We start from the raw sequence: 19,452 nt of genomic DNA on the forward strand, positions 1-19,452 counted from the left end.
TACCTCCTATTTATTGGCTTTCTATAACCAGATCCATTTTTACTTGTTCGACAGTTTTCATAAACCCTCTACTTAACAGATATTTTACTACAGGACTCGATTCCCTGTTATTAATGGTATTGTAATTCACTAATCCTCCATCCTGCTGTCCTGCAATAGCAGCAAAAACAGATTGAATCGTTTCTTCTATTTGCTCTCCGATTAATTCCACCTGAAAAAGAAAAACTTTATCCAGCCCGCCATCTGCTTTCCAAGTTCTTTTAAAGATGGAATAGCCTAAAGGATTTTGATCGGTATCATAATATACCTGTGCTTCCCCTTGTTTTACACTTTGCCATTGGCATTGCCATGGCTCACTACTTTTGTAGAAGGAATACTGTGAAAGCTGCTCTGGCCTAATATTGACTGTCTGGATTTTCAGGCCATTTCCTAGCTCTAAATTCCCGCAGATGTATACAAGAGTGTCAGTTATTTCATAACCATATTTCTGATAAAGGCGAATGGCCCTTTCATTCTCTTTAATTGCCTCGAGGGTCGCCATTTCAACATTCTCTTCCCTGTAGATTTTTAAAATCTCCTCCATAAGGAAAGTAGAAACTCCTTTACCTCTGTACTCTGTTGCCACCCCGGTTCCACCATTCCAGGAAATTTTTTTACCTCCAACTGTCCTGTAGCCATTTAAAACGATTCCAACAGATACGTCGCCATCGAAGGCTATTATTGATTTATCAAGTGAGATTCCTTCATTTACTGCTCTTTGAAAAAAAGCTTCAGCAGTCATCTTAATTGGAACAAAGTAACCTTCAAACCCACGATTCCAGACGTCCACTATTTCATCAATCGAGCATTCATTTAATCTTTTAATAGAATAGTTCCCCATTTTCTCCCCCACTTTTTTATGTAAGTTAAAGAAACCATACCTTCGCTATTTTTTCTCCCTGAATTTCATATACAGCTACAGCCTTAGCTTCCTTTCCGTTTGCCCTTCCTGTAACATATTCATGGTCAATGACATGGTTCTCTTTTACAATCCTTGCTAAAAGCTCGGCATGATTATTTGGATTATCTTTAAAAAGCTTCCCGTATCTTTCCCTCATTTCTTCAAGGCCGTTTGTAGTTACACGGTTTGAAGGAAACTCCATAATTTGTACATCTTCACTGTATACTGATAAAAACTCTTCTAAGTTTTGAGCATTATAAGCATCCAGTTGCTTTTGCGCGAGTTTTACTCCCATATTCTCCATTAAGTTAGCTCCTTGTGTTTGATTTATTATCTTCGAGTTCCTTTTTAAATAAGACTCTGCCCTGCTAATTTTACCATATTTTTTAAGTTTGCTAAATTTTCGGTTTAGAAAAAGAGGAACCACTCGGGCTCCTCCTATAAAGTCATATATTGGTAACGACCTCTTATTATTCCATATAGTCCGTATAATATGAGGCCAGTTCCTGCTATTCCGAGCAGAAAGTGTCCATATGGCTGTTGAGCGAGCTTGGATAGTGCTCCTCCAAGTCCTTTTGTATGCCTCGGATTTGAGGTAATCGCTGTAAGAATAACAAAATAACCAATTAAACCAAATACTAGGCCCCGTGAGATAAGACCAATTTTCCCAGCCTTTTTGGTCATTTTTATTTCATGAGGATTCATATTATAAATTTTTAATTCCTTCATAAATTTTTCTTTAAATCCATTGAACATTTCCCATATTCCATAACCAATTATGATACTGCCTACTATCCCTATTGCCCATTCACCAAATGGTTCGGAAAGCACTTTTGCAGAAATAGATTTCTGAGTCCCTTCTCCACCGCTGCTTAAATGCAGGGCTGTTTTTATTGCATTATAAGCAATTGCCGAGTTAAGGATAGCACTCACAAGATATCCAATTCTTGCAATAAGACCTTTTCCTTTAAATCCTTTACCTTCGGGATCAACAATGGCTAGTATTCCTTTCCAAAATATATACCCTATTAAACCGATGCCTATGGCCCAAAGTATTACTTCTCCAAATGGTATTCCTTTTATGAATTTAAACATTCCGTTTGGGCCTGTTGCTTTACCACCAAGTCCGAACGCCCACATGACAGCAAGTATCCCAATTAATACATAGACAACTCCCCGTGCCATATATCCGATACGGCCACAGCGGCAAATCCATGGTGCCATTTCCCTGCCCGCTCCTTCGGCTTTTTGCTTAGCCACCGATAAACTCATTACTGCCACTTCCTTTTTTTGTTCCTTGATGGCTAAATTCCCTTTAAAAACTAAAAAGAAACCAATTGCTGAACTGGATTAAAGAAAAAATGCTACCAATTAAGGCAGCTTTTTTAGTCATTTCTATAATCATAGTTAGCTAGTTTAAAGATCCCCTTTTTTAAACCAAAGAAGCAAAACCATAAGGATTGCAAAAAGAAATAGATTCCCCATGCTTGTGCAGGAATAAATCCAGTTAGACGAGCCAGGTTAGCAGCGTCTCCTGAGTATTGTGGAGTCAGGAAACTGATGTACATGACATCAAAGCTGCTTTTTACCGAGTCTACCATTAGGATGGAAGCAAAAAGTAAAACAAGATGGTAATTGAACCTTTTAGAACCTTTGGCCAAAAGAAAGAGAAAGACGATTCCAAAAGAAAGCAGCCAAAACAGACCATACAAATTACGCACCCAAAAAATTAGATTAAGTACAATGAAGGTTAACAAAATTAAAATCATAACCTTGTACTTCCTCTTTCCAATCAGCCAAAAGGCGATAAAAGCTAGTAATGATGAAGTAAAATACCCTGCAAGACTGGTAAAAAAAGCACCAATCCAGGTTGACTGGCTGCTGACTGTCACTCCTTCAGTATTGCTAAATAGAGAGATTTGATCGACTTTTCCGCCGAACAGAGAGATAAATGCATGGCCGGACTCATGTATTAACGTATCTATCATACTTACATAATTGCCGAGAACTGGAACTTGGATTAACACAAATGCCAATAATAAAAACAAAAAACTTTTCCCACTTAATTTATTGAAAATGGCTCTCAATCACTTCGTTCCTCCCTTTATTAGGAATTAACTGCTCTCTATAATTACATTTTAAAGCTTCAAGATGGGAGCTGCCAAAAAATCAAGAAATTCTTTACACTACTTTTACAATAACACTCATTTACCTTAACGATAATGGGTTAAAGTAAAAGTGTTAAAAAATAAAATATCCGGGAGGAATACGATGCGGCACTTGTTTTCCGTGTTAATTTTAACGGGATTTCTGGTCGGTTTTTGCAATGAACCATCCATTAATCGGGATAATCAAAATAACATGTCTAAAGCTGTTTACTTAAAAGAGAAGAATCTTAAGAGTAAGACGCCATCTGCACTATTACCAACGGAAAATGATTTTTCGGCCTCGGGGGACTCCATATCTTCCTTTTTTGGGACATTAACACTTAAAAAGAACATACCAATCAACAAACTATACCTGCTTGACGGCATCGAATACATTGTTAACGATATAAAAATAATACATTTTCATCCGGCCCAGGGACATGAACACTTATTTAAAGAATACACGAATTTAAGAGAATTTGATTTCATAAAAGTGAATGTTGAGATGGTTAATACAAAACCAAAAACGGTCAAATTTACTCCTATTATTTCTTTATTAGCTGACAAACTTTTTATAAGCGGTGAAAAAGATATTTACCAGGAAAAAATAAGCGGTAATTTAAAAGGGGGAGAAACGAAAAAAGGCAATATTGGTTTTATCCTGCCCACTCCTTATGAGCAGGTGAACCAGATCAATATTTCATCTAGTGCTGTTATAGATCTTGATAATACGGTGAGGAAATCTCCAGTTACACTGCCAGTCCTGCTACGTTAACCTAGTTTTTCTAAGATCTGAAGGATTCTTTATGATACTGTGTAATAAATCTGAATAGTTCCCTGCCGTCAGTTTTTAACTCTCTCTCCTTTAAGGGCAGGTACATCGCCTGGTAAGGTTCAGGCACCCATATATATTGGTGGATATAAGGTGTTAAGATAAATCCGCACTTCTCCCAAAAGTGAATTCTGGACAGACTTTCTTGAGTTTCCTCTGATTCCACTTCAATGATTATTGAATCAAATCTCCTGGGTTTTGTTTTTATATATTCAACCATTGCACTCCCATATCCTTCATCCTGAAAGTTGGAATCAACAGCGAGGTAGTCAATAAGCAGGGTGTTATACCCTTTAATTGTTCCTGTTATCGCCATTGACACAGCTTTGGAACCTTTATAACCTACATGAAGGTGAGCAATTTCTTTTTTAAACATATTGCGTAGGATCTTTTCTGTCTTGGCTCCCTTTTCAAAGGCCGTATGATATATTTCAGAGGCTTTTTTCCATACTTCCTCATTCCAGAGTTCAGTTGTTTGATACTCCACTTTATTCCCCTCTATTCCGAAAGTTAATTTCATTTTATTCTTTTTCTCCGACAATTCAAGAAGGGAAACAGGATTGCTATATAGAATTTAATCGCAAAGCATTTGAAAGGAGAAAATATGAAGAAAAGATCAGCGATTGTGACCGGCTCATCAAGCGGGTTTGGGCTTCTCACCGCAATTGAACTTGCTAAAAAGGATTTTTATGTCATTGCTACAATGAGAAATATAAGTAAGGCAGAAATACTTATAGAACTTTCAAAACAAAATGGAGTTAGGGAAAATATAGATATTCGGCAACTTGATGTGACATCTGAAGAGTCTGTAAATAACCTTATTTTAACACTCGAATCCGCAGATATTCTTGTCAATAATGCCGGTCTGGCCGTGGGGGGATTTTGTGAAGAATTGTCTTTAGAAGATTACCGTGTTCAGTTTGAAACGAATTTCTTTGGTGCAATCCGTGTGACACAGGCACTGCTTCCATTTTTGAGAAAAAGTGGCCAGGGGAAGATTATAAATATAAGCAGCATAAGTGGCCAAATTGGTTTTCCAGGTTTATCTGCCTATTCTGCGTCAAAGCATGCACTAGAAGGCTGGAGTGAAAGTTTAAGGCTTGAACTCAAACCTTTTGGTATTGATGTAGTACTTGTTGAACCTGGTTCATACGAAACGAGCATTTGGAGTAGTATAGCTGAGATAAATAGTAAACCTGATTCAGTTTACAAGGATTATATGAATTTCATCTTAAATGAACTTGAAAAAGGTAAATCGGAGTACGGTGACCCCATTGAAGTAGCAAAACTGGTTTCAAATCTTTCCGTTCACAAAAATCCTGCCCTTCGCTATCCCGTGGGAAAAGGGGTTAAAAGGAATCTTTTACTTAAAAACATACTCCCTTGGAAAACCATAGAGAAGGCTGTTTTAAGAGGAATAGCAAAGAAATAAAATGGTTTTAAAACCAATTTTAACCAACTATAAATTTAATGTTTTTCTTTTTCATGCGGTGGTAAATAAAGAATGTAACGCCAATAAGTCAAGAAGGGACTGGTCAACTTGAAAGGGTTAACAGCGACTTCAGATTTTGGCACTTTATGGGAAGGCTCTTTTGCTTACAGGGCGAAAGGAACTTTGGTTCTTAATCGATGGACTTAAGTTCGATAAGGCCCCAGTAAAAGCAGCAGCTCAACTCCTCCCTATAGTAAAGAAAAACGCGAACTGTAATGGTTCGCGTTTTTCTAATATTGCACTATTTTACTTTAATTGGAACGATCTTACCATCCTCAACTGCAGCAATAATAAGTTCCCCTTCAAATCCGCCATTATCATCGATTTTAGGAATTACATATACTTTTTTGTTTTCTGGCAGCTTATCCAGCCCATCCTGCATATGTGCACGGATTTTTTCAGGATCATCTACAGACCCAGCAGCTTTCATAGCTTCAACAAAAACATAAGTAGCAATATAATTTAAACCGGCTTCTGAGCCTGGATCTTCATTATATTTAGCTTTGTAGTTTTTAACGAATTCAGGAATACCTGGGCTTTCGGAATGAACCAATGGCATTACTCCAATTGCTCCATTTAAAACATCATAAGATCCTGTTACTTTTTTCATTTCATCCAGTTTTGCCTGGTCCATAACGATGAATCCGCCTTTAAATCCTAGTTCCCTAGCCTGTTTTGCCACTTTTACCGTTGGCTCTGAAGCACCTCCGATAAACAGAACATCCGGCTTTTTCTTTAGAGCGTTCGTCACGATCGTGAAGAAGTCTGTCTCTTTTGCGAAATCAATGGAGGCATTGTAAACAACCTTTCCACCTTGTTTTTCCCAATATGGCTGGAGTTTTTCAGACCAGTCCTTTCCATATTGAGAGGAAGTTGGAAGAAATGCGATCTTCTTGCCGAAGTGATCCATTTCATATTTTGTAAAAGGTTCGATATATCCATCGTAACGCGGTGGGATCCGGACCGTTAACTTATTTCCATTCTCTGTAATCTTCGGCTCACTAGTATAGGCGCCGATGATAAATTTATTTGTAGTCTGGTTAAATACCTGAAGGGCAGCTACTCCGCCACTGTGTGGAGTAAAAATAATCGGTGTCTTGTTTTCCTGAAGAAGCCTTTTAGCATTCGCCCCTGTTTCGTTTGGCAAATATTTGTCGTCAAGTGCTACAACATTCAGCTTATACTTTTTCCCCTTAACCTCAAAACCGCCTGCTTTGTTGATTTCTTCAGCAGCCATTTCGGTACCATTCAAGGTCCGTTTACCATAAAAGGCTGCGGGACCGCTTAATGGTCCGCTATATCCAATATTCACTGTTGCAGCTTCACCGGCTCCAGCTTTGCTTGGTTTGGATGAAGTACTGCTGGATTTAGAGGAATTACAGGCCACGAGACTAAACATGAAGACAAAAATGATACTAAGTCCAACCAGGCTTCTTAATTTTCGCATTGATTTCTCCCCCTTTGTGTTTTTATTTAAAATATTCGGAAAATTAACCCATTAAGTGTTGCCCATCACCCCCCAAATGAAACGATAAAATGCTAGGCTCCGATGTAGGCTTTTCTAACCTCATCATTAGAGAATAACTCATTTGATGTTCCTTGAAGAACAACTGATCCATTTTCAAAAACATAACCCTTATCCGCAATTTTTAAAGCAGCATTGGCGTTTTGCTCTGCCAAAAGAATTGTGGTTCCTTCTTTATTTATCGTTTTGATGACCTCGAACATTTGCTCTACGATCAACGGTGCAAGCCCTACCGAAGGTTCATCCAGCATCATTAGCTTCGGTTTAGACATGAGTGCTCTTCCAATAGCAAGCATCTGCTGCTGTCCTCCGCTTAAAGACCCTGCTGGGTCATGCTGCTTATCTCTTAGGATTGGAAACAATTCAAATACATGAGCCATGGATTTCCTGATTTCATCCTTTTTTTTGCGATGAACATAGGCTCCCATTTTTAGATTTTCGTAGACTGACATGGCGGGAAAAAGATGTCTGCCTTCTGGGCATTGAACAATCCCCAGCTGAACAATTTTATCGGCAGTCCTCTTGCTGATTGGTGTTCCCTGAAAGAAGATTTCTCCTGATGAAGGCTTCTTAAGTCCGCTTATGGCCTTAAAGGCCGTACTTTTGCCTGCACCGTTTGCACCAAGAAGAACAACAATCTGGCCTTCTTCTACTTCAATCTTTAAATTTTCAATAGCTATAAAGCTGCCATATTTAACTGAAACATTCTGAAGCTTAAGCAATGGCACTCCCTCCCAGGTAAGCCTTGATGACAGTCGGATTGTTTTGTATTTGATCCGGGGTCCCCTCTGCTATTTTCTCTCCATAGTTTAGGACCATTATCTTGTCTGCCAATTTCATAATCATTTTCATCTTGTGCTCAATTAGGCAAACTGTAATTCCTTTATTGGCTATCTGTTTAATTAATTCCCCCAGCCCTTCTGTTTCGTCGGGGTTTATACCTGCTGCGGGTTCGTCCAGAAAAACTATTTCCGGGTCAGTAGCAAGTGCCAGAGCAAAGGCGGTCCTTTTCTTTTCCTCCTGTGATAAACTGCCGACCTGTTTTCCCATTACATGCTTTAGACCTGTGAATTCAATAACCTCCATCGCTTTCTCACAACATATGGCTTCCTCCGTTTTTAAACGGTGCGTCCTAAAGATTGCGTCGAGAAGAGTTGATTTTGTCCTTAGACGGTGTCCGACAATAACATTATCCAACACAGTTGACTGCTCAAATAGATTGGTTGTTTGAAAGGTTCTGGCAACCCCCAGCTCGGCAATTTTGTTGGCCGGCATATTGGTTACATCCTGCCCCTTAAAAATCACTTGCCCTGATGTTGGAGGGTGAAATCCGCTAATTAAATTGAAAAAAGTTGATTTTCCGGCACCATTCGGACCGATAATAGCATTAATCTTTCCCTGTTCAACTGTAAAATCGACATTATTGACGGCGGTGTTTCCTCCGAATCTTTTGGTTAATCCCTTTGTTTCAAGAAACATATCTAGCCCTCCTTTACCGGCTTTTCTACTGTGACTTGGCTTTTTCCAAAGGCCATGGAACTTGCACGGGCTACTTGGGGCTTTCTTTTTTCATCCCTTTTGTGTTTCCAGCCTGTTAAGGCTCCAACAATTCCGCTTGGATAAAAAATAACTAGGAGTGTTAAAACCGGTCCAAAAATGAGCATTCGATAATCCTGTAAAAATTGAAGCTCCTGAGACAGCCATACAATCAGCACTGTACCAACAATAGGTCCTGATAGGGTTCCAATCCCTCCTACCAGCAAATAGGTCAGCAAATCAAAAGTGACGGAAATCTGTCCGATATCCGGGCCAATAAACCGGATAAAGGAAGCATATAAAGCACCTGAAAGTCCAGCAAAAATGGTTGACAGTACAAACACGGAAAGCTTGTTTTTCATGGTTGAAATCCCAATTGTCAGGGCGAGGTCTTCGCTGTTCCGAATCGCAATATAGGTTCTTCCTGATAGTGAATGGATAATCCGGTACACAACAAGTACAGTCACCAGCAGGAAAAACAGGACAAGATAATATTGAGATAAAGGTTCCTCAAAGTTAACCGGACCTACTTTTCCAGGAGCCGGTATACCAATAAGACCGCGTACACCCTCGGTTAAGCTATCCCATTTATCAATTACTAAATAAATAATATAGCCTACACAAAGTGTGTAGATCGCAAAAAAGTGTTCCTTTGTCCTTAGAGCGATTAGTCCTATTAAAAATCCAAGAATGCCTGTAATCAGCAGGGATAACAGAAATGCAAGCCAGAAATTCATTTCAGATTTTACCGTTAATATACCAAGTGAGTAGGCACCGATGGCAAAAAATCCTGCATGAGCCAAGGAAAGATAACCTGTATATCCTGCCAGCAAATTAAGCCCGTATACACCTATCATCCAAATAAATGACAGAGTCATAACATGAATGAAATATTCGTTTTTAGTAAGGAAAGGGAACACAATCGCAATTAAAATCAGTAGAGAAATAATATTTCTCTGTTTAAGAATCTTCGCCATTAGTGCCCCCCCTTTGCGAACAACCCTGTTGGCTTAACAGATAAAATAATAACCAGAAGAACGAAGGCGATAATGTCCTTATAATCATTGGAGATGTAGGTTGCTCCAAGGCTTTCGCTAAACCCGAGTATATACCCCCCCAGAATCGCCCCTGGAATACTCCCCATTCCTCCCAAGATGATAATGACAAATGCCTTTAGAATAACGAGTTGTCCCATTCCAGGAAACACTAGGTTAATAGGAGCGGCAAGAGAACAGGCAATTGACGCCAGCCCACCGCTTATTAAAAAGGTCAGCATAGCTGTTCTATTCGTGTTAATACCAACCAGATTTGCTCCCTCCCTGTCCTGGGACATGGCAATAATGGTCGCTCCTGTGAAGGTTTTTTTCAGGAATACATAAAGAAGAATCATAACAGCTATTGCAAAAACAATAATCAGCAGCCTTTGCATCGTAAAGGTTAGGCCAAACAGATGTACCACCTGATCATAAGGAGATGGCATTGTTTGATAATCCGCTCCCCATACATATTGGGCGAATGCCTCCAAAAAAAGGAGAATTCCAATGGCAGCAATTTTGTCATGAATGGGTGGTGCATGGCGGAGAGGATGGAAAACAAGTCTTTCCATCAGCACTCCAATTAAGCCTACTCCAAGAATGGATACAAGAATGGCCAGCCAATAATTAAGGCCAAAGTTTGTCATCATAGTGAGGGTAATATATCCCCCCATCATATAGAGAGCACCGTGAGCGAAATTCGGGATGTGCAGAATGCCGTAAACAAGCGTCAGCCCTAAAGCTACAAGCGCATAGACACTGCCAATGGTTAAGCCGTTAAACATCTGCTGAACGAATATCTCCATATTTATCCTCCTTGTGAGTTAATGGTTGCCAGAGTCACTGTATTTTGTTAGACATAGGGACTGGAGGAATGAATCAAACCTGTTCTGCTTTTGCCTGTTCTTCTTCCTGAAGCTTTCTCCATAGAATTTTTCCGCTGCTGGTAACAGGAAATTCTTTTCTGAATTCAACCTGGCGTGGGTATTTATAAGCAGCCATATGCTCTTTGGACCACTCCATAATTTCCTCTTCAGAAACATTTCCTTCATAACCATCATTTAAAATGACAAAGGCTTTAACTGTTTCACCTCTTCGTGGATCTGGCACCCCTACCACCACTGCCTGCTGGATGGCTGGATGTTTATAAAGGTAAGATTCTACTTCTGTTGGCCATACCTTATAGCCAGAGGCATTAATCATCCTTTTCACGCGGTCAACCATAAAGAAATATCCCTCTTCGTCATAACGGCCGATATCACCAGTTCTGAAAAAGATTTTCCCCTCTTTTTCAATAAATGAGCTTCTGTTCTCATCATCCCGGTTATAATAACCAACCATAATCTGCGGACCATTCACGACTATTTCTCCAACTTCCCCGACTCCAAGCTCCTTGCCTGTAGAAGGTTCGATAACCCTTGCATCCACATTAAAGGAAGGAACACCAAGGCACTGCATTTTTGGCCGATCTGTAGGATTAAAATGGGTTTGAGCAATGGTTTCAGAAAGTCCATAACCTTCTACAAAGTATAATCCTGTGAGATTAAACAATTTTTGCCCGACTGCCTCTGGAAGAGCGGCACCTCCGCCTGAAATAGAGGTTAAAGAAGCGATATCCTCCTTTTTTAGGTTCGAATTTGCAAGGAAATCAACGATCATGGTAGCGATGGCAACCCAGTGCGTGCATCCCTCATTTTTAATCATTTCAACAGCAGCTTCCCGGTTCCATCTAGTCATAATGACCATAGTTGCTCCCGCATAAATCGGCATATGCATGCTGTGTACCATACCTGTTACGTGGAAAAGAGGCAAAGTCTGAAGATGCACTGTATCCGTTGTCGATCTTGACCAATGATAGGCACCAACAGTATTGGCGTTAACTGTCCTGTTTGTATGCATGCATCCTTTTGGAAGACCGGTAGTACCCGATGTGTAAGGCAGCACAACAAGATCATCCGCTGAGGTTGTATGCTCACCAGGCTGATAATTTGCATTAATGGCCTCTTTCCAGAGGTAATGATTTGGTTCATTAATCACGGCGCGAGGTGCTTCTACTTCAGCAGGGATAATACCGGTAAAATTATCTCCCTTGTAATCGGAATAGGCAGCAACCACAATGTTTTCCAAAGAAGTTGATCCTATGTTAGGACCTACCTTTGAATATAGCTCCTGTCCGGTTAACGCAGTCTTGATCTCACAATCACGGATATAGAATTCCAATTCATTTGCTGTCAGCATAGGATTAATCGGAACAACAACAGCATTTGCTCTTGAAATAGCATAAAACCCGATAACAAATTGGGGGGAATTTTGCATAAATAGTAAAACCTTATCCCCCTTTTTAACACCTAGTTTATTTTGCAAGAAGCCTGCAAGGGCGTTCACTTCTTCCTCGAGTTCCTTAAATGAAAGAGTATTTCCGTAATAGTTAATGGCTTCTTTGTTTGGATATCTTCTGGCACTGATACTTAGATTTTCATATAGCGAAGTTTCTGGAAGAGTTAAAGTTTTTGAAATCTTAGGCCAGAATTGGTGATGCAGTGTTAACATATTCATCTCTCCTTATTAAATACTTTCCGTTGCTTTTTGCAGCCCTTTAAGTTCGTTTGCAGCCTGCTTAATGGCATTTTTGGCATCTGGCAGATATTCTGTCATACCTAGGAATCCATGTATCAGCCCAGGCAAACAAACATATTTGGTTTCTACACCGGCTTGTTTTAACTTGGCTGCAAAGTTTTCTCCGCCATCACAAAGCGGATCATATTCAGCAGTCATAATAAAAGCTGGTGGCAGTTTGGAGGCTGCTTCGTCGGGAATTAACATTGGTGCGGCTAAGGGACTAAGGGTGTCAGAAGGGTCGTTAAGATATTGTTCGCGGAACCAGGTCATGGTGGATTTCGTCAAATAATAGCCTTCTCCATACTTTTCATATGAAGGAGTATATTCATATCCTGTTGAAGGATAAAACAGCATCTGATAAGCAATGGATGGAGAATTTCGTTCTACAGCCAAATAGCAGACAACTGCTGCAAGATTTCCTCCTGCGCTATCTCCGCCAACAGCAATAAGATCTTTACTAATATTTAGCTCGGAGGCATGGTCTGCAGTCCATTGGACAGCTAGATAGGCATCTTCAACAGCAACTGGAAACTTGCTTTCCGGAGACAGGCTGTAATCAACCGAAATAACAATACAATCACCTTCAACAGCTAGCGAATGGCAGGTTGCATCATGGGTTTCGATATTGCCGATTACCCAGCCGCCTCCATGATAATAAACAAGAGCAGGACGAGCATTTATTGAATCTGATTCCGGAGTATAAATCCTAATGCCGATATCATTCTTAAAGCCTTTTATTTTTCGATCCTCGGTTTTGGCTAATTTGTCCGCTTTGCTTAATAACTTGGCCGAAGCTTCAAATCCTCTTCTGGCTTCTTCAAGGCTCTGTTCTTCAATCGGAGGAACGCCCTTTGCCTCGAAGGCTTCCAGCAAAGCTTTAACTTCTGGTTTTAATGTCATATATTCTTCTCCCTTTCCCGTATGTAAACGCTAACAATTTATTTAATAACCCTTAAATCGGTATTATACGTTTGCTGTCGATCAGGCGTGGGACTGATTGAAAAAAGTCCTCCTGTGAAACAAACTCAATTTCCTTATTGAATCCAGCCTGTAACAGCATTTGGCCAACACGGGAAATTTTTAAAATATCCTGTCCCTTTTCTTTATTGTTTATATAAAATTGATGGGCAGCAAAGGCAGAATCCGTTAAATCAATTTCCTCCCCTTTACCCCTGTACAGGCAGTCGATAAAGCAGCCAGCACCGTAAAAGTCTTCCACATTAAATTCTTGGGATGAACCGGAACAAACCAATATGATCGTTTCTCCCTTGTAATCTTTTAAAATATGGTTGGCTACAGCCTGGCTGTTAAGAATAGAGGCTGCATATACAGCATTAGCACCTGATGAATTTTTCAAGGCAACCGTTCCATTTGTTGTTGAGAGAATAACCGTTTTACCTTGTATTTTCTCCTTCAATTCAAGCGGATTAGGAGATAAAAAACCATCAATGGTCTTTCCCTGGTATTCGCCTACCAGCACAAAGCTATCCTCTTCTCTACCTTGGGCTTCCAACTGGGCCTCCGTCCCGTTTAGTACAGGGATGACTTCTTTAGCACCGAATTCAAGTGCAGCTGTAACTGTAGAGGTTGCCAATAAAATATCGAATACGACCGCCAATTTATTTTCCTGCATTTTCTCTTCGTCGATTTCTTCTTTTTTTAATAAAAGATGGACTTTCAGCAATGAGAAGCACCCCTATCCGTATTTACCATTTTTGTCCCGCTGTATATAGTGAATATTGGATTAGGCTGCTCACAAAATTATTTAGTCCAGCAAATCTTTCATCCTGGGTCTGGCCCTTTTTCCATCGGTAGTAAATCTGCTGACAGATGACGGCAAGCTTAAAGTAAGCAAAGGTTAAGTAGAAATTCATATTCGAAATATCTCTTCCGCTTTTATCAGCATAACTGGATAGAAATTCATTTCTTGTCATGAATCCTGGAGCGGCAGTAATAGGAGGCTTTCCCATGCCTCTTTTTAAAAGATCTGAGTCGTCTGGTTCAATCCAGTAGCTCATGGCAACGCCCAAATCAGCAAGAGGATCTCCCACTGTTGTCATTTCCCAGTCGAATAAACCAACCATTTCACTTAAACTTTCATCAAACATGGAATTGTTTAATTTGTAATCATAATGGATAATGGACGAATCTTTAGAATTCGGAACATGGCTGTTTAGCCATTGTTTAAGTTCGTCGATACCAGGTATATCATCCGTTTGGGATCTTTCATAACGCTGGATCCAGCCGATTGTTTGCCGCTGCATAAAACCCTCAGGTTTCGTCATTTTAACCAGCTTTGTTTGCGTATAGTCGATACTGTGAAGCGCTGCAAGATTGTCTGCCATTGTAGCGGATAAGTTCCAGCACATTTCCTCAGTTGGAGTAATACCCTCCGGGAACTCGGTGTCCAGCACAATTCCATGCTTTCTTTCCATAATAAAGAACGGACTGCCAAGGACACTTTCATTAGCAAAAAAATATGGCTTAGGAGCTGCCTTAAAATGCGGATGAATTTCCTTAAGTATCAGGTACTCCCTTTCCATATCATGTGCTTTGGGTGCAACAGGACCAAGCGGCGGGCGCCTTAAAACTGCTTCCCAATCACCAAGCTTTAGCTGGTATGTCAGGTTGGATCGTCCATGACTAAACTGCTGAATAGTAAGAGAGCCTTCAGGCAAGTCGGTGAGCTCAGCTCTTATGAATGTTTCGATTGCGTTTGTATCCAACTCTTCACCTTTTCGAATTGGAATCGTATCGGAAGCCATATATGCCCCTCCTTTATGAAATAAATAATAGAATTGGGAGAGCGTTTAAGCTCTCCGTTGATTTATACGCGCATTTAAAATCTTTTCAGTGCATCCTGTAGTTTTATCCCGCCGTTTTAGAGCCTTTTTCTGCGAAACTCTTAATCACGCGGTACATCTACAAAAACAAGGTATATCTCTACACTTTTGGGCTGATGTTCTGTATTTTTTAGCAGAGGTTCTACAAAAAATATCGTAATTTCTACACTTTTTGGTTATACTTCTGCAATTGCTGCAGCCTATGCCCGCTCGATGATGGTGGCAATGCCTTGACCGCCGCCGATACAAGCGGTTATTAGCGCATATCTTCCACCGATTCTTTCAAGCTCGTAAATTGCCTTAGTAACGAGGATGGCTCCAGTGGCACCAAGCGGATGCCCATGTGCAATCGCTCCTCCATTAACATTCACTTTTTCCATATCCATCTCAAGCTCTCTGTTGCAGGCAATAACCTGTGCAGCGAACGCTTCATTAATTTCAATCAAGTCCATGTCATTCAGAGACAGGCCGGCCTTTTTTAATACTTTTCTAACAGCCGGAACTGGTCCGATTCCCATAATGTTAGGATCAACACCTGCTACTGCCGAAGCGCGAATGACCGCCAATGGCTGAACATTTAGTTCATTTGCCTTTTCTCTCGACATGATCACAAGAGCAGACGCTGCATCATTTAAACCAGAGCTGCTTCCGGCTGTAACGGACCCGCCTTTCAAGAAAGCAGGCTGAAGCTTTGATAATCCCTCGATTGTAGTATCGGGACGTGGATGCTCATCCTTTTTAAAAACTATTGGCTCACCTTTTCTCACAGGAATGGTGATCGGGACTATTTGCTCATCAAACCGCCCTTCCTCCATCGCAGCAGCCATTCTTTGCTGGCTTCTGAGAGAAAACTCATCCTGCTCTTCACGGCTGATATTATATTTTTCCACGAGATTTTCTGCAGTAATTCCCATCGGAGGATCTCCGATTTCAGCAGGTGACAGTCTGGACTTTCTAAAGCTTGGAGGTGCAGGGCTGTATGGCTTTTCAGGACGATCCATTAAGTAAGGGGCCCGGCTCATACTTTCAATACCGCCTGCAACATAAACCTCTCCGTCACCGGACAAGATTGCCTGTGCTGCGAGATTCACGGCATTTATTCCGGAACCACACTGCCTGTCAATGGTCAGACCTGGTAAGTCTAGTGATAAACCAGTCTGTAAAGCTGTTAATCTAGCGATATTTCCTCCTCCGCTGATAACATTTCCCATGATGACATCATCAATCATTTCCGGCTTAACATTAGCACGGCGAACCGCTTCCTTGATGACCTCGGCTCCAAAAACATGGGCAGGTACTGTGGCCAATGCTCCGCCCTGTCTCCCGATGGGTGTTCTTACTGCAGAAACAATTACCGCTTCTCTTGTCATGATGACTCCTCCTTATAAGACGTGCGCTCCGCCGTCGACTATTAAAATATCACCTGAAACAAAGTCCGATGCAGGAGCAGCCAGGAATAACGCTACACCCTTAAGGTCCGAATCCGAGCCGAATTTACGAAGAGGCGTTCCCTCCAAAATCCCTTCACCGCCCGCATCCAAAAGGCCTTTTGACATCTTTGTTGGGAAAAATCCTGGTGCTATGGCATTCACATAGATACCGCTTGGACCCCATTTTGCAGCAAGGTCTTTTGTAAAAGTTATAACAGCTCCTTTGCTGGCATTATAGCCAATGGCATTCATATATTTAGGATTGGAGCCTTTCAGACCGGCAACAGAAGCGATGTTGATAATCTTTCCAGACTTTTGCTCTAGCATCACACGGCCGGCTGCCTGAGACATTAAAAAGGTTCCGGTAACATTTGTATTAATCACCTTATGCCATGCTTCAAGCGGCATGTCTTCTACAGGCGCTCCCCAGGAAGCTCCGCTGTTATTGACAAGAATATCAATTCGTCCAAAGCGTTCTTTTGTTTTATCTACTACATTTTGAACATCTTCTGGGTTGGTAATATCACACTTCATTGCAAAAGAATCAACGCCAAGAGATTTCAGGTGTTCGCTTACCTCTTCACAGGCATCCACTCTTCTCGAGCAAACGACTACATTAGCTCCTGCTTCTGCAAATCCTTCCGCAATCTGCCTTCCAAGTCCGCGTCCTCCCCCGGTTACGATGGCAACTTTCCCTGTTAGATCAAATAATTCCTTTACATGCATCTATAAACACTCCTCGTCGACTCTATTTGTGCTTTTTCAATTCATATCTGGCGATGGCTCTTTTGTGAACTTCATCGGGCCCGTCAGCCAATCTAAGTGTTCTGATATTGGCCCATGAAGCTGCCAGTGTAAAATCATCACTTACACCCGCTGCCCCAAATGCCTGAATGGCCCGGTCAATCACTTTTAAAGCCATATTTGGTGCTACTACCTTAATCATGGCTATTTCAGCTTTCGCTTCCTTGTTGCCGACTGTATCCATCATATAGGCTGCTTTTAATGTAAGAAGTCTTGCCTGTTCAATATCAATTCGAGATTCTGCAATCCATTCCTGGATAACACCCTGGTCAGAAAGTTTCTTTCCAAAAGCTGTTCTCTCCTGAACACGCTTACATAATTCATCTAATGCTCTTTCAGCTGCACCTATTGTTCTCATGCAATGGTGAATACGGCCTGGTCCCAGTCTTCCTTGTGCAATAGCAAACCCCTTACCCTCACCCCAAAGCATATTAGAGGCTGGCACTCTTACATTCTTATATTCAATTTCAGCGTGGCCATGCGGGGCATGATCATAGCCAAACACAGGGAGTACTCTTTTAATCGTTACTCCAGGAGCATCGAGTGGTACTAGAATCATAGATTGCTGTTCATGCTTTGCAGCTTCGGGGTCATTTTTTCCCATTACAATTGCGATTTTACATCTTGGGTCTCCTGCACCTGAAGACCACCATTTCGTTCCGTTAACGACATACTCGTCACCGTCTCTGATTATACTTGACTGGATATTTGTTGCATCAGAGGAAGCTACGTCGGGTTCAGTCATTGAAAAGCAGGAACGGATTTCTCCGTCAAGAAGCGGCTGGAGCCATTGGTTCTTCTGCTCCTGTGTTCCATACCGTACAAGAACTTCCATATTTCCTGTATCAGGTGCAGCGCAATTGAATACTTCCGGTGCAATGGAAGAACGTCCCATGATTTCACATAGTGGAGCATACTCGAGGTTAGTCAGCCCTGCTCCATATTCACTCTCTGGTAAAAATAAATTCCAAAGGCCGGCATCCTTTGCCTTCTGCTTTAGTTCCTCCATAATCGGAGGCACAGAAGAAAAACGATCCTGTTTATCGATTTGGTCCTTATATATTTTTTCATTTGGATATACATACTCGTTCATGAAATCTGTCAGCCTTGCTTGCAGTTCTTTCACTTTATCAGAATGGTCAAAGTACATATCTACACCTCATATTCCGCATCCAACATACTAACTAGTTGGTATGCATTTAATTAATAATATCCAAAATTTTTAGAATATTCAACTTGTTTTTGTTATTTCTGTATTGTTTTTTAGTCCCATTTACTCGCGAATAATTTTGTATACTCCGCTGCCCTTTGCAATTAGCCTGTTTTCACTGTCTGTAATTTCAGCTTCTGCACCTGCAATTTTATAGCCCTTCTGGAAAACCTTTGCTGTGGCAAAAAGATCTCCCGAGCTGGTTGCCGCCAAGTATTGAATGTTGACATTCATTACGGAAACTCTCGTTTTATAAAGGGAACGTATCGCCATTGTCTGAACCGTTTCCAGCATAGAAGCATGAACACCGCCATGCAGGTTTTGATTCAGATTCAGATGGATTGGCTCTATTGTCAGCTTTAAAAGAATATTTTCTTCTTCAAACTTTAAAATTTCAAAACCCGTTTTCTTTAGATATGGATTATTTTCAAGTCCTGTTCTTATTTCATGAAGGGCTTGGGACATGTTTTCCTCCTTCCTACTGACGGGATCCTGGTGAAATTTTAAAGGTTCCCATTCCTTTTGCGATTAAGTCTCCTTCATTGTTTAAAATGACGCCTTCTGCCGTAACGCTTTTATTATCATGATGAAGGATGGTCGTTTCAGCCCGAAAGGAGGGATAAGGATTCAGATTAAAAAAAGAAATATTTAAATTAATGGTGGTTGCAAAAGAAAGAAACCTTTTCGAAATAGTTGCACCCATTACAATGTCCAGCATGGTTGAGAATACACCGGAGTGAATGGTCCCGTCATCCTGAAGAAGATCGGGCTGAAGATCAAGCTCCAAATTAAAGGCATCCGGGTCTGTTTCATCTCTTCTAAAGCCGATGTGTTCAAAAAAGGTTGATTGAACCTTGCTGGTTTCCAAGAGTTCACCTCCTAATATTTTTAAGCCTCACATTCGGACTAGCACAGACAACTTCCTGCTGGTCCTGCTTGAATGCCACTCCTATTCGGACTAGCACAAACAACTTCCTGCTGGTCCTGCTTGAATGCCACTCCTATTCGGACTAGCACAGACAATTTTCTGCTAGCACTGT

Annotated in this window: 21 protein-coding genes; 2 read left to right on the forward strand and 19 right to left on the reverse strand. The window is 40.9% G+C overall.

Annotated features, from left to right (window positions below; genetic code table 11):
• Positions 1-10: 10 nt before the first annotated feature.
• The 4 genes from AC3WR0_RS11310 to AC3WR0_RS11325 form a co-directional block, all read right to left on the reverse strand.
• Entirely contained in the window at positions 11-880 is an 870-nt protein-coding gene (locus AC3WR0_RS11310; protein WP_492552413.1) for a GNAT family N-acetyltransferase, read from the reverse strand.
• Positions 881-905: 25 nt separating this feature from the next.
• Positions 906-1,244: a nuclear transport factor 2 family protein gene (locus AC3WR0_RS11315; RefSeq protein WP_492552414.1), complete on the reverse strand. Its 339-nt coding sequence runs from the start codon at positions 1,242-1,244 to the stop codon at positions 906-908.
• Positions 1,245-1,378: 134 nt separating this feature from the next.
• Positions 1,379-2,212 carry a DUF1206 domain-containing protein gene (locus tag AC3WR0_RS11320; RefSeq protein ID WP_492552415.1) on the reverse strand — a complete coding sequence of 278 codons (834 nt, stop codon included), beginning with the start codon at positions 2,210-2,212 and terminating at the stop codon, positions 1,379-1,381.
• 113 nt (positions 2,213-2,325) lie between these two features.
• On the reverse strand, positions 2,326-3,027 hold the full coding sequence (locus tag AC3WR0_RS11325; RefSeq protein ID WP_492552416.1) for a M50 family metallopeptidase: 702 nt from the start codon (positions 3,025-3,027) through the stop codon (positions 2,326-2,328).
• Between the two features lie 184 nt (positions 3,028-3,211).
• Between AC3WR0_RS11325 and AC3WR0_RS11330 the strand changes: the two genes are divergently transcribed.
• Positions 3,212-3,862 carry a hypothetical protein gene (locus AC3WR0_RS11330; protein ID WP_492552417.1) on the forward strand — a complete coding sequence of 217 codons (651 nt, stop codon included), beginning with the start codon at positions 3,212-3,214 and terminating at the stop codon, positions 3,860-3,862.
• A 10-nt stretch (positions 3,863-3,872) separates the two neighbouring features.
• Here AC3WR0_RS11330 and AC3WR0_RS11335 read toward each other — a convergent pair whose 3' ends face one another.
• Positions 3,873-4,439, reverse strand: coding sequence for a GNAT family N-acetyltransferase (locus AC3WR0_RS11335; RefSeq protein WP_492552418.1), 567 nt, complete (start codon positions 4,437-4,439; stop codon positions 3,873-3,875).
• An 84-nt stretch (positions 4,440-4,523) separates the two neighbouring features.
• Between AC3WR0_RS11335 and AC3WR0_RS11340 the strand changes: the two genes are divergently transcribed.
• Positions 4,524-5,351 carry an SDR family oxidoreductase gene (locus AC3WR0_RS11340; RefSeq protein ID WP_492552419.1) on the forward strand — a complete coding sequence of 276 codons (828 nt, stop codon included), beginning with the start codon at positions 4,524-4,526 and terminating at the stop codon, positions 5,349-5,351.
• A 301-nt stretch (positions 5,352-5,652) separates the two neighbouring features.
• Here the strand turns inward: AC3WR0_RS11340 and AC3WR0_RS11345 are convergent, their stop codons facing one another.
• The 14 genes from AC3WR0_RS11345 to AC3WR0_RS11410 form a co-directional block, all read right to left on the reverse strand.
• Positions 5,653-6,858, reverse strand: coding sequence for an ABC transporter substrate-binding protein (locus AC3WR0_RS11345; protein ID WP_492552420.1), 1,206 nt, complete (start codon positions 6,856-6,858; stop codon positions 5,653-5,655).
• Between the two features lie 92 nt (positions 6,859-6,950).
• Complete coding sequence (locus tag AC3WR0_RS11350) at positions 6,951-7,658, reverse strand: ABC transporter ATP-binding protein (protein ID WP_492552421.1); 708 nt, start codon at positions 7,656-7,658, stop codon at positions 6,951-6,953.
• Positions 7,651-8,415 (reverse strand): ABC transporter ATP-binding protein, encoded by a 765-nt coding sequence (locus tag AC3WR0_RS11355; protein WP_492552422.1) that lies wholly within the window; start codon positions 8,413-8,415, stop codon positions 7,651-7,653. The genes AC3WR0_RS11350 and AC3WR0_RS11355 overlap by 8 nt, the downstream gene beginning before the upstream one ends.
• 2 nt (positions 8,416-8,417) lie before the next feature.
• Positions 8,418-9,449: a branched-chain amino acid ABC transporter permease gene (locus AC3WR0_RS11360; RefSeq protein ID WP_027321411.1), complete on the reverse strand. Its 1,032-nt coding sequence runs from the start codon at positions 9,447-9,449 to the stop codon at positions 8,418-8,420.
• Positions 9,449-10,312, reverse strand: a complete 864-nt coding sequence (locus tag AC3WR0_RS11365; RefSeq protein WP_027321410.1) for a branched-chain amino acid ABC transporter permease — start codon at positions 10,310-10,312, stop codon at positions 9,449-9,451. The genes AC3WR0_RS11360 and AC3WR0_RS11365 overlap by 1 nt, the downstream gene beginning before the upstream one ends.
• Positions 10,313-10,385: 73 nt before the next feature.
• Positions 10,386-12,056, reverse strand: coding sequence for a long-chain fatty acid--CoA ligase (locus AC3WR0_RS11370; RefSeq protein WP_492552423.1), 1,671 nt, complete (start codon positions 12,054-12,056; stop codon positions 10,386-10,388).
• 15 nt (positions 12,057-12,071) lie between these two features.
• Positions 12,072-13,025: a LipP1 family hormone-sensitive lipase gene (gene lipP1, locus AC3WR0_RS11375; protein WP_492552424.1), complete on the reverse strand. Its 954-nt coding sequence runs from the start codon at positions 13,023-13,025 to the stop codon at positions 12,072-12,074.
• A gap of 52 nt (positions 13,026-13,077) precedes the next feature.
• Positions 13,078-13,809 (reverse strand): 2-phosphosulfolactate phosphatase, encoded by a 732-nt coding sequence (locus AC3WR0_RS11380; protein WP_492552425.1) that lies wholly within the window; start codon positions 13,807-13,809, stop codon positions 13,078-13,080.
• A 22-nt stretch (positions 13,810-13,831) separates the two neighbouring features.
• On the reverse strand, positions 13,832-14,890 hold the full coding sequence (locus AC3WR0_RS11385; RefSeq protein ID WP_492552426.1) for a phosphotransferase family protein: 1,059 nt from the start codon (positions 14,888-14,890) through the stop codon (positions 13,832-13,834).
• A 278-nt stretch (positions 14,891-15,168) separates the two neighbouring features.
• Complete coding sequence (locus AC3WR0_RS11390) at positions 15,169-16,338, reverse strand: thiolase family protein (protein WP_492552427.1); 1,170 nt, start codon at positions 16,336-16,338, stop codon at positions 15,169-15,171.
• 12 nt (positions 16,339-16,350) lie between these two features.
• Entirely contained in the window at positions 16,351-17,124 is a 774-nt protein-coding gene (locus tag AC3WR0_RS11395; RefSeq protein ID WP_492552428.1) for an SDR family oxidoreductase, read from the reverse strand.
• Positions 17,125-17,146: 22 nt separating this feature from the next.
• The gene (locus AC3WR0_RS11400) at positions 17,147-18,352 is read right to left on the reverse strand and encodes an acyl-CoA dehydrogenase (RefSeq protein WP_492552429.1); all 1,206 of its coding nucleotides are present in this window, start codon (positions 18,350-18,352) and stop codon (positions 17,147-17,149) included.
• A 123-nt stretch (positions 18,353-18,475) separates the two neighbouring features.
• The gene (locus AC3WR0_RS11405; protein ID WP_492552430.1) at positions 18,476-18,877 is read right to left on the reverse strand and encodes a PaaI family thioesterase; all 402 of its coding nucleotides are present in this window, start codon (positions 18,875-18,877) and stop codon (positions 18,476-18,478) included.
• A gap of 13 nt (positions 18,878-18,890) precedes the next feature.
• On the reverse strand, positions 18,891-19,280 hold the full coding sequence (locus tag AC3WR0_RS11410) for a PaaI family thioesterase (protein WP_492552431.1): 390 nt from the start codon (positions 19,278-19,280) through the stop codon (positions 18,891-18,893).
• Positions 19,281-19,452: the final 172 nt, after the last annotated feature.

The organism is Neobacillus sp. FW104-15D2 (genome assembly GCF_058790155.1).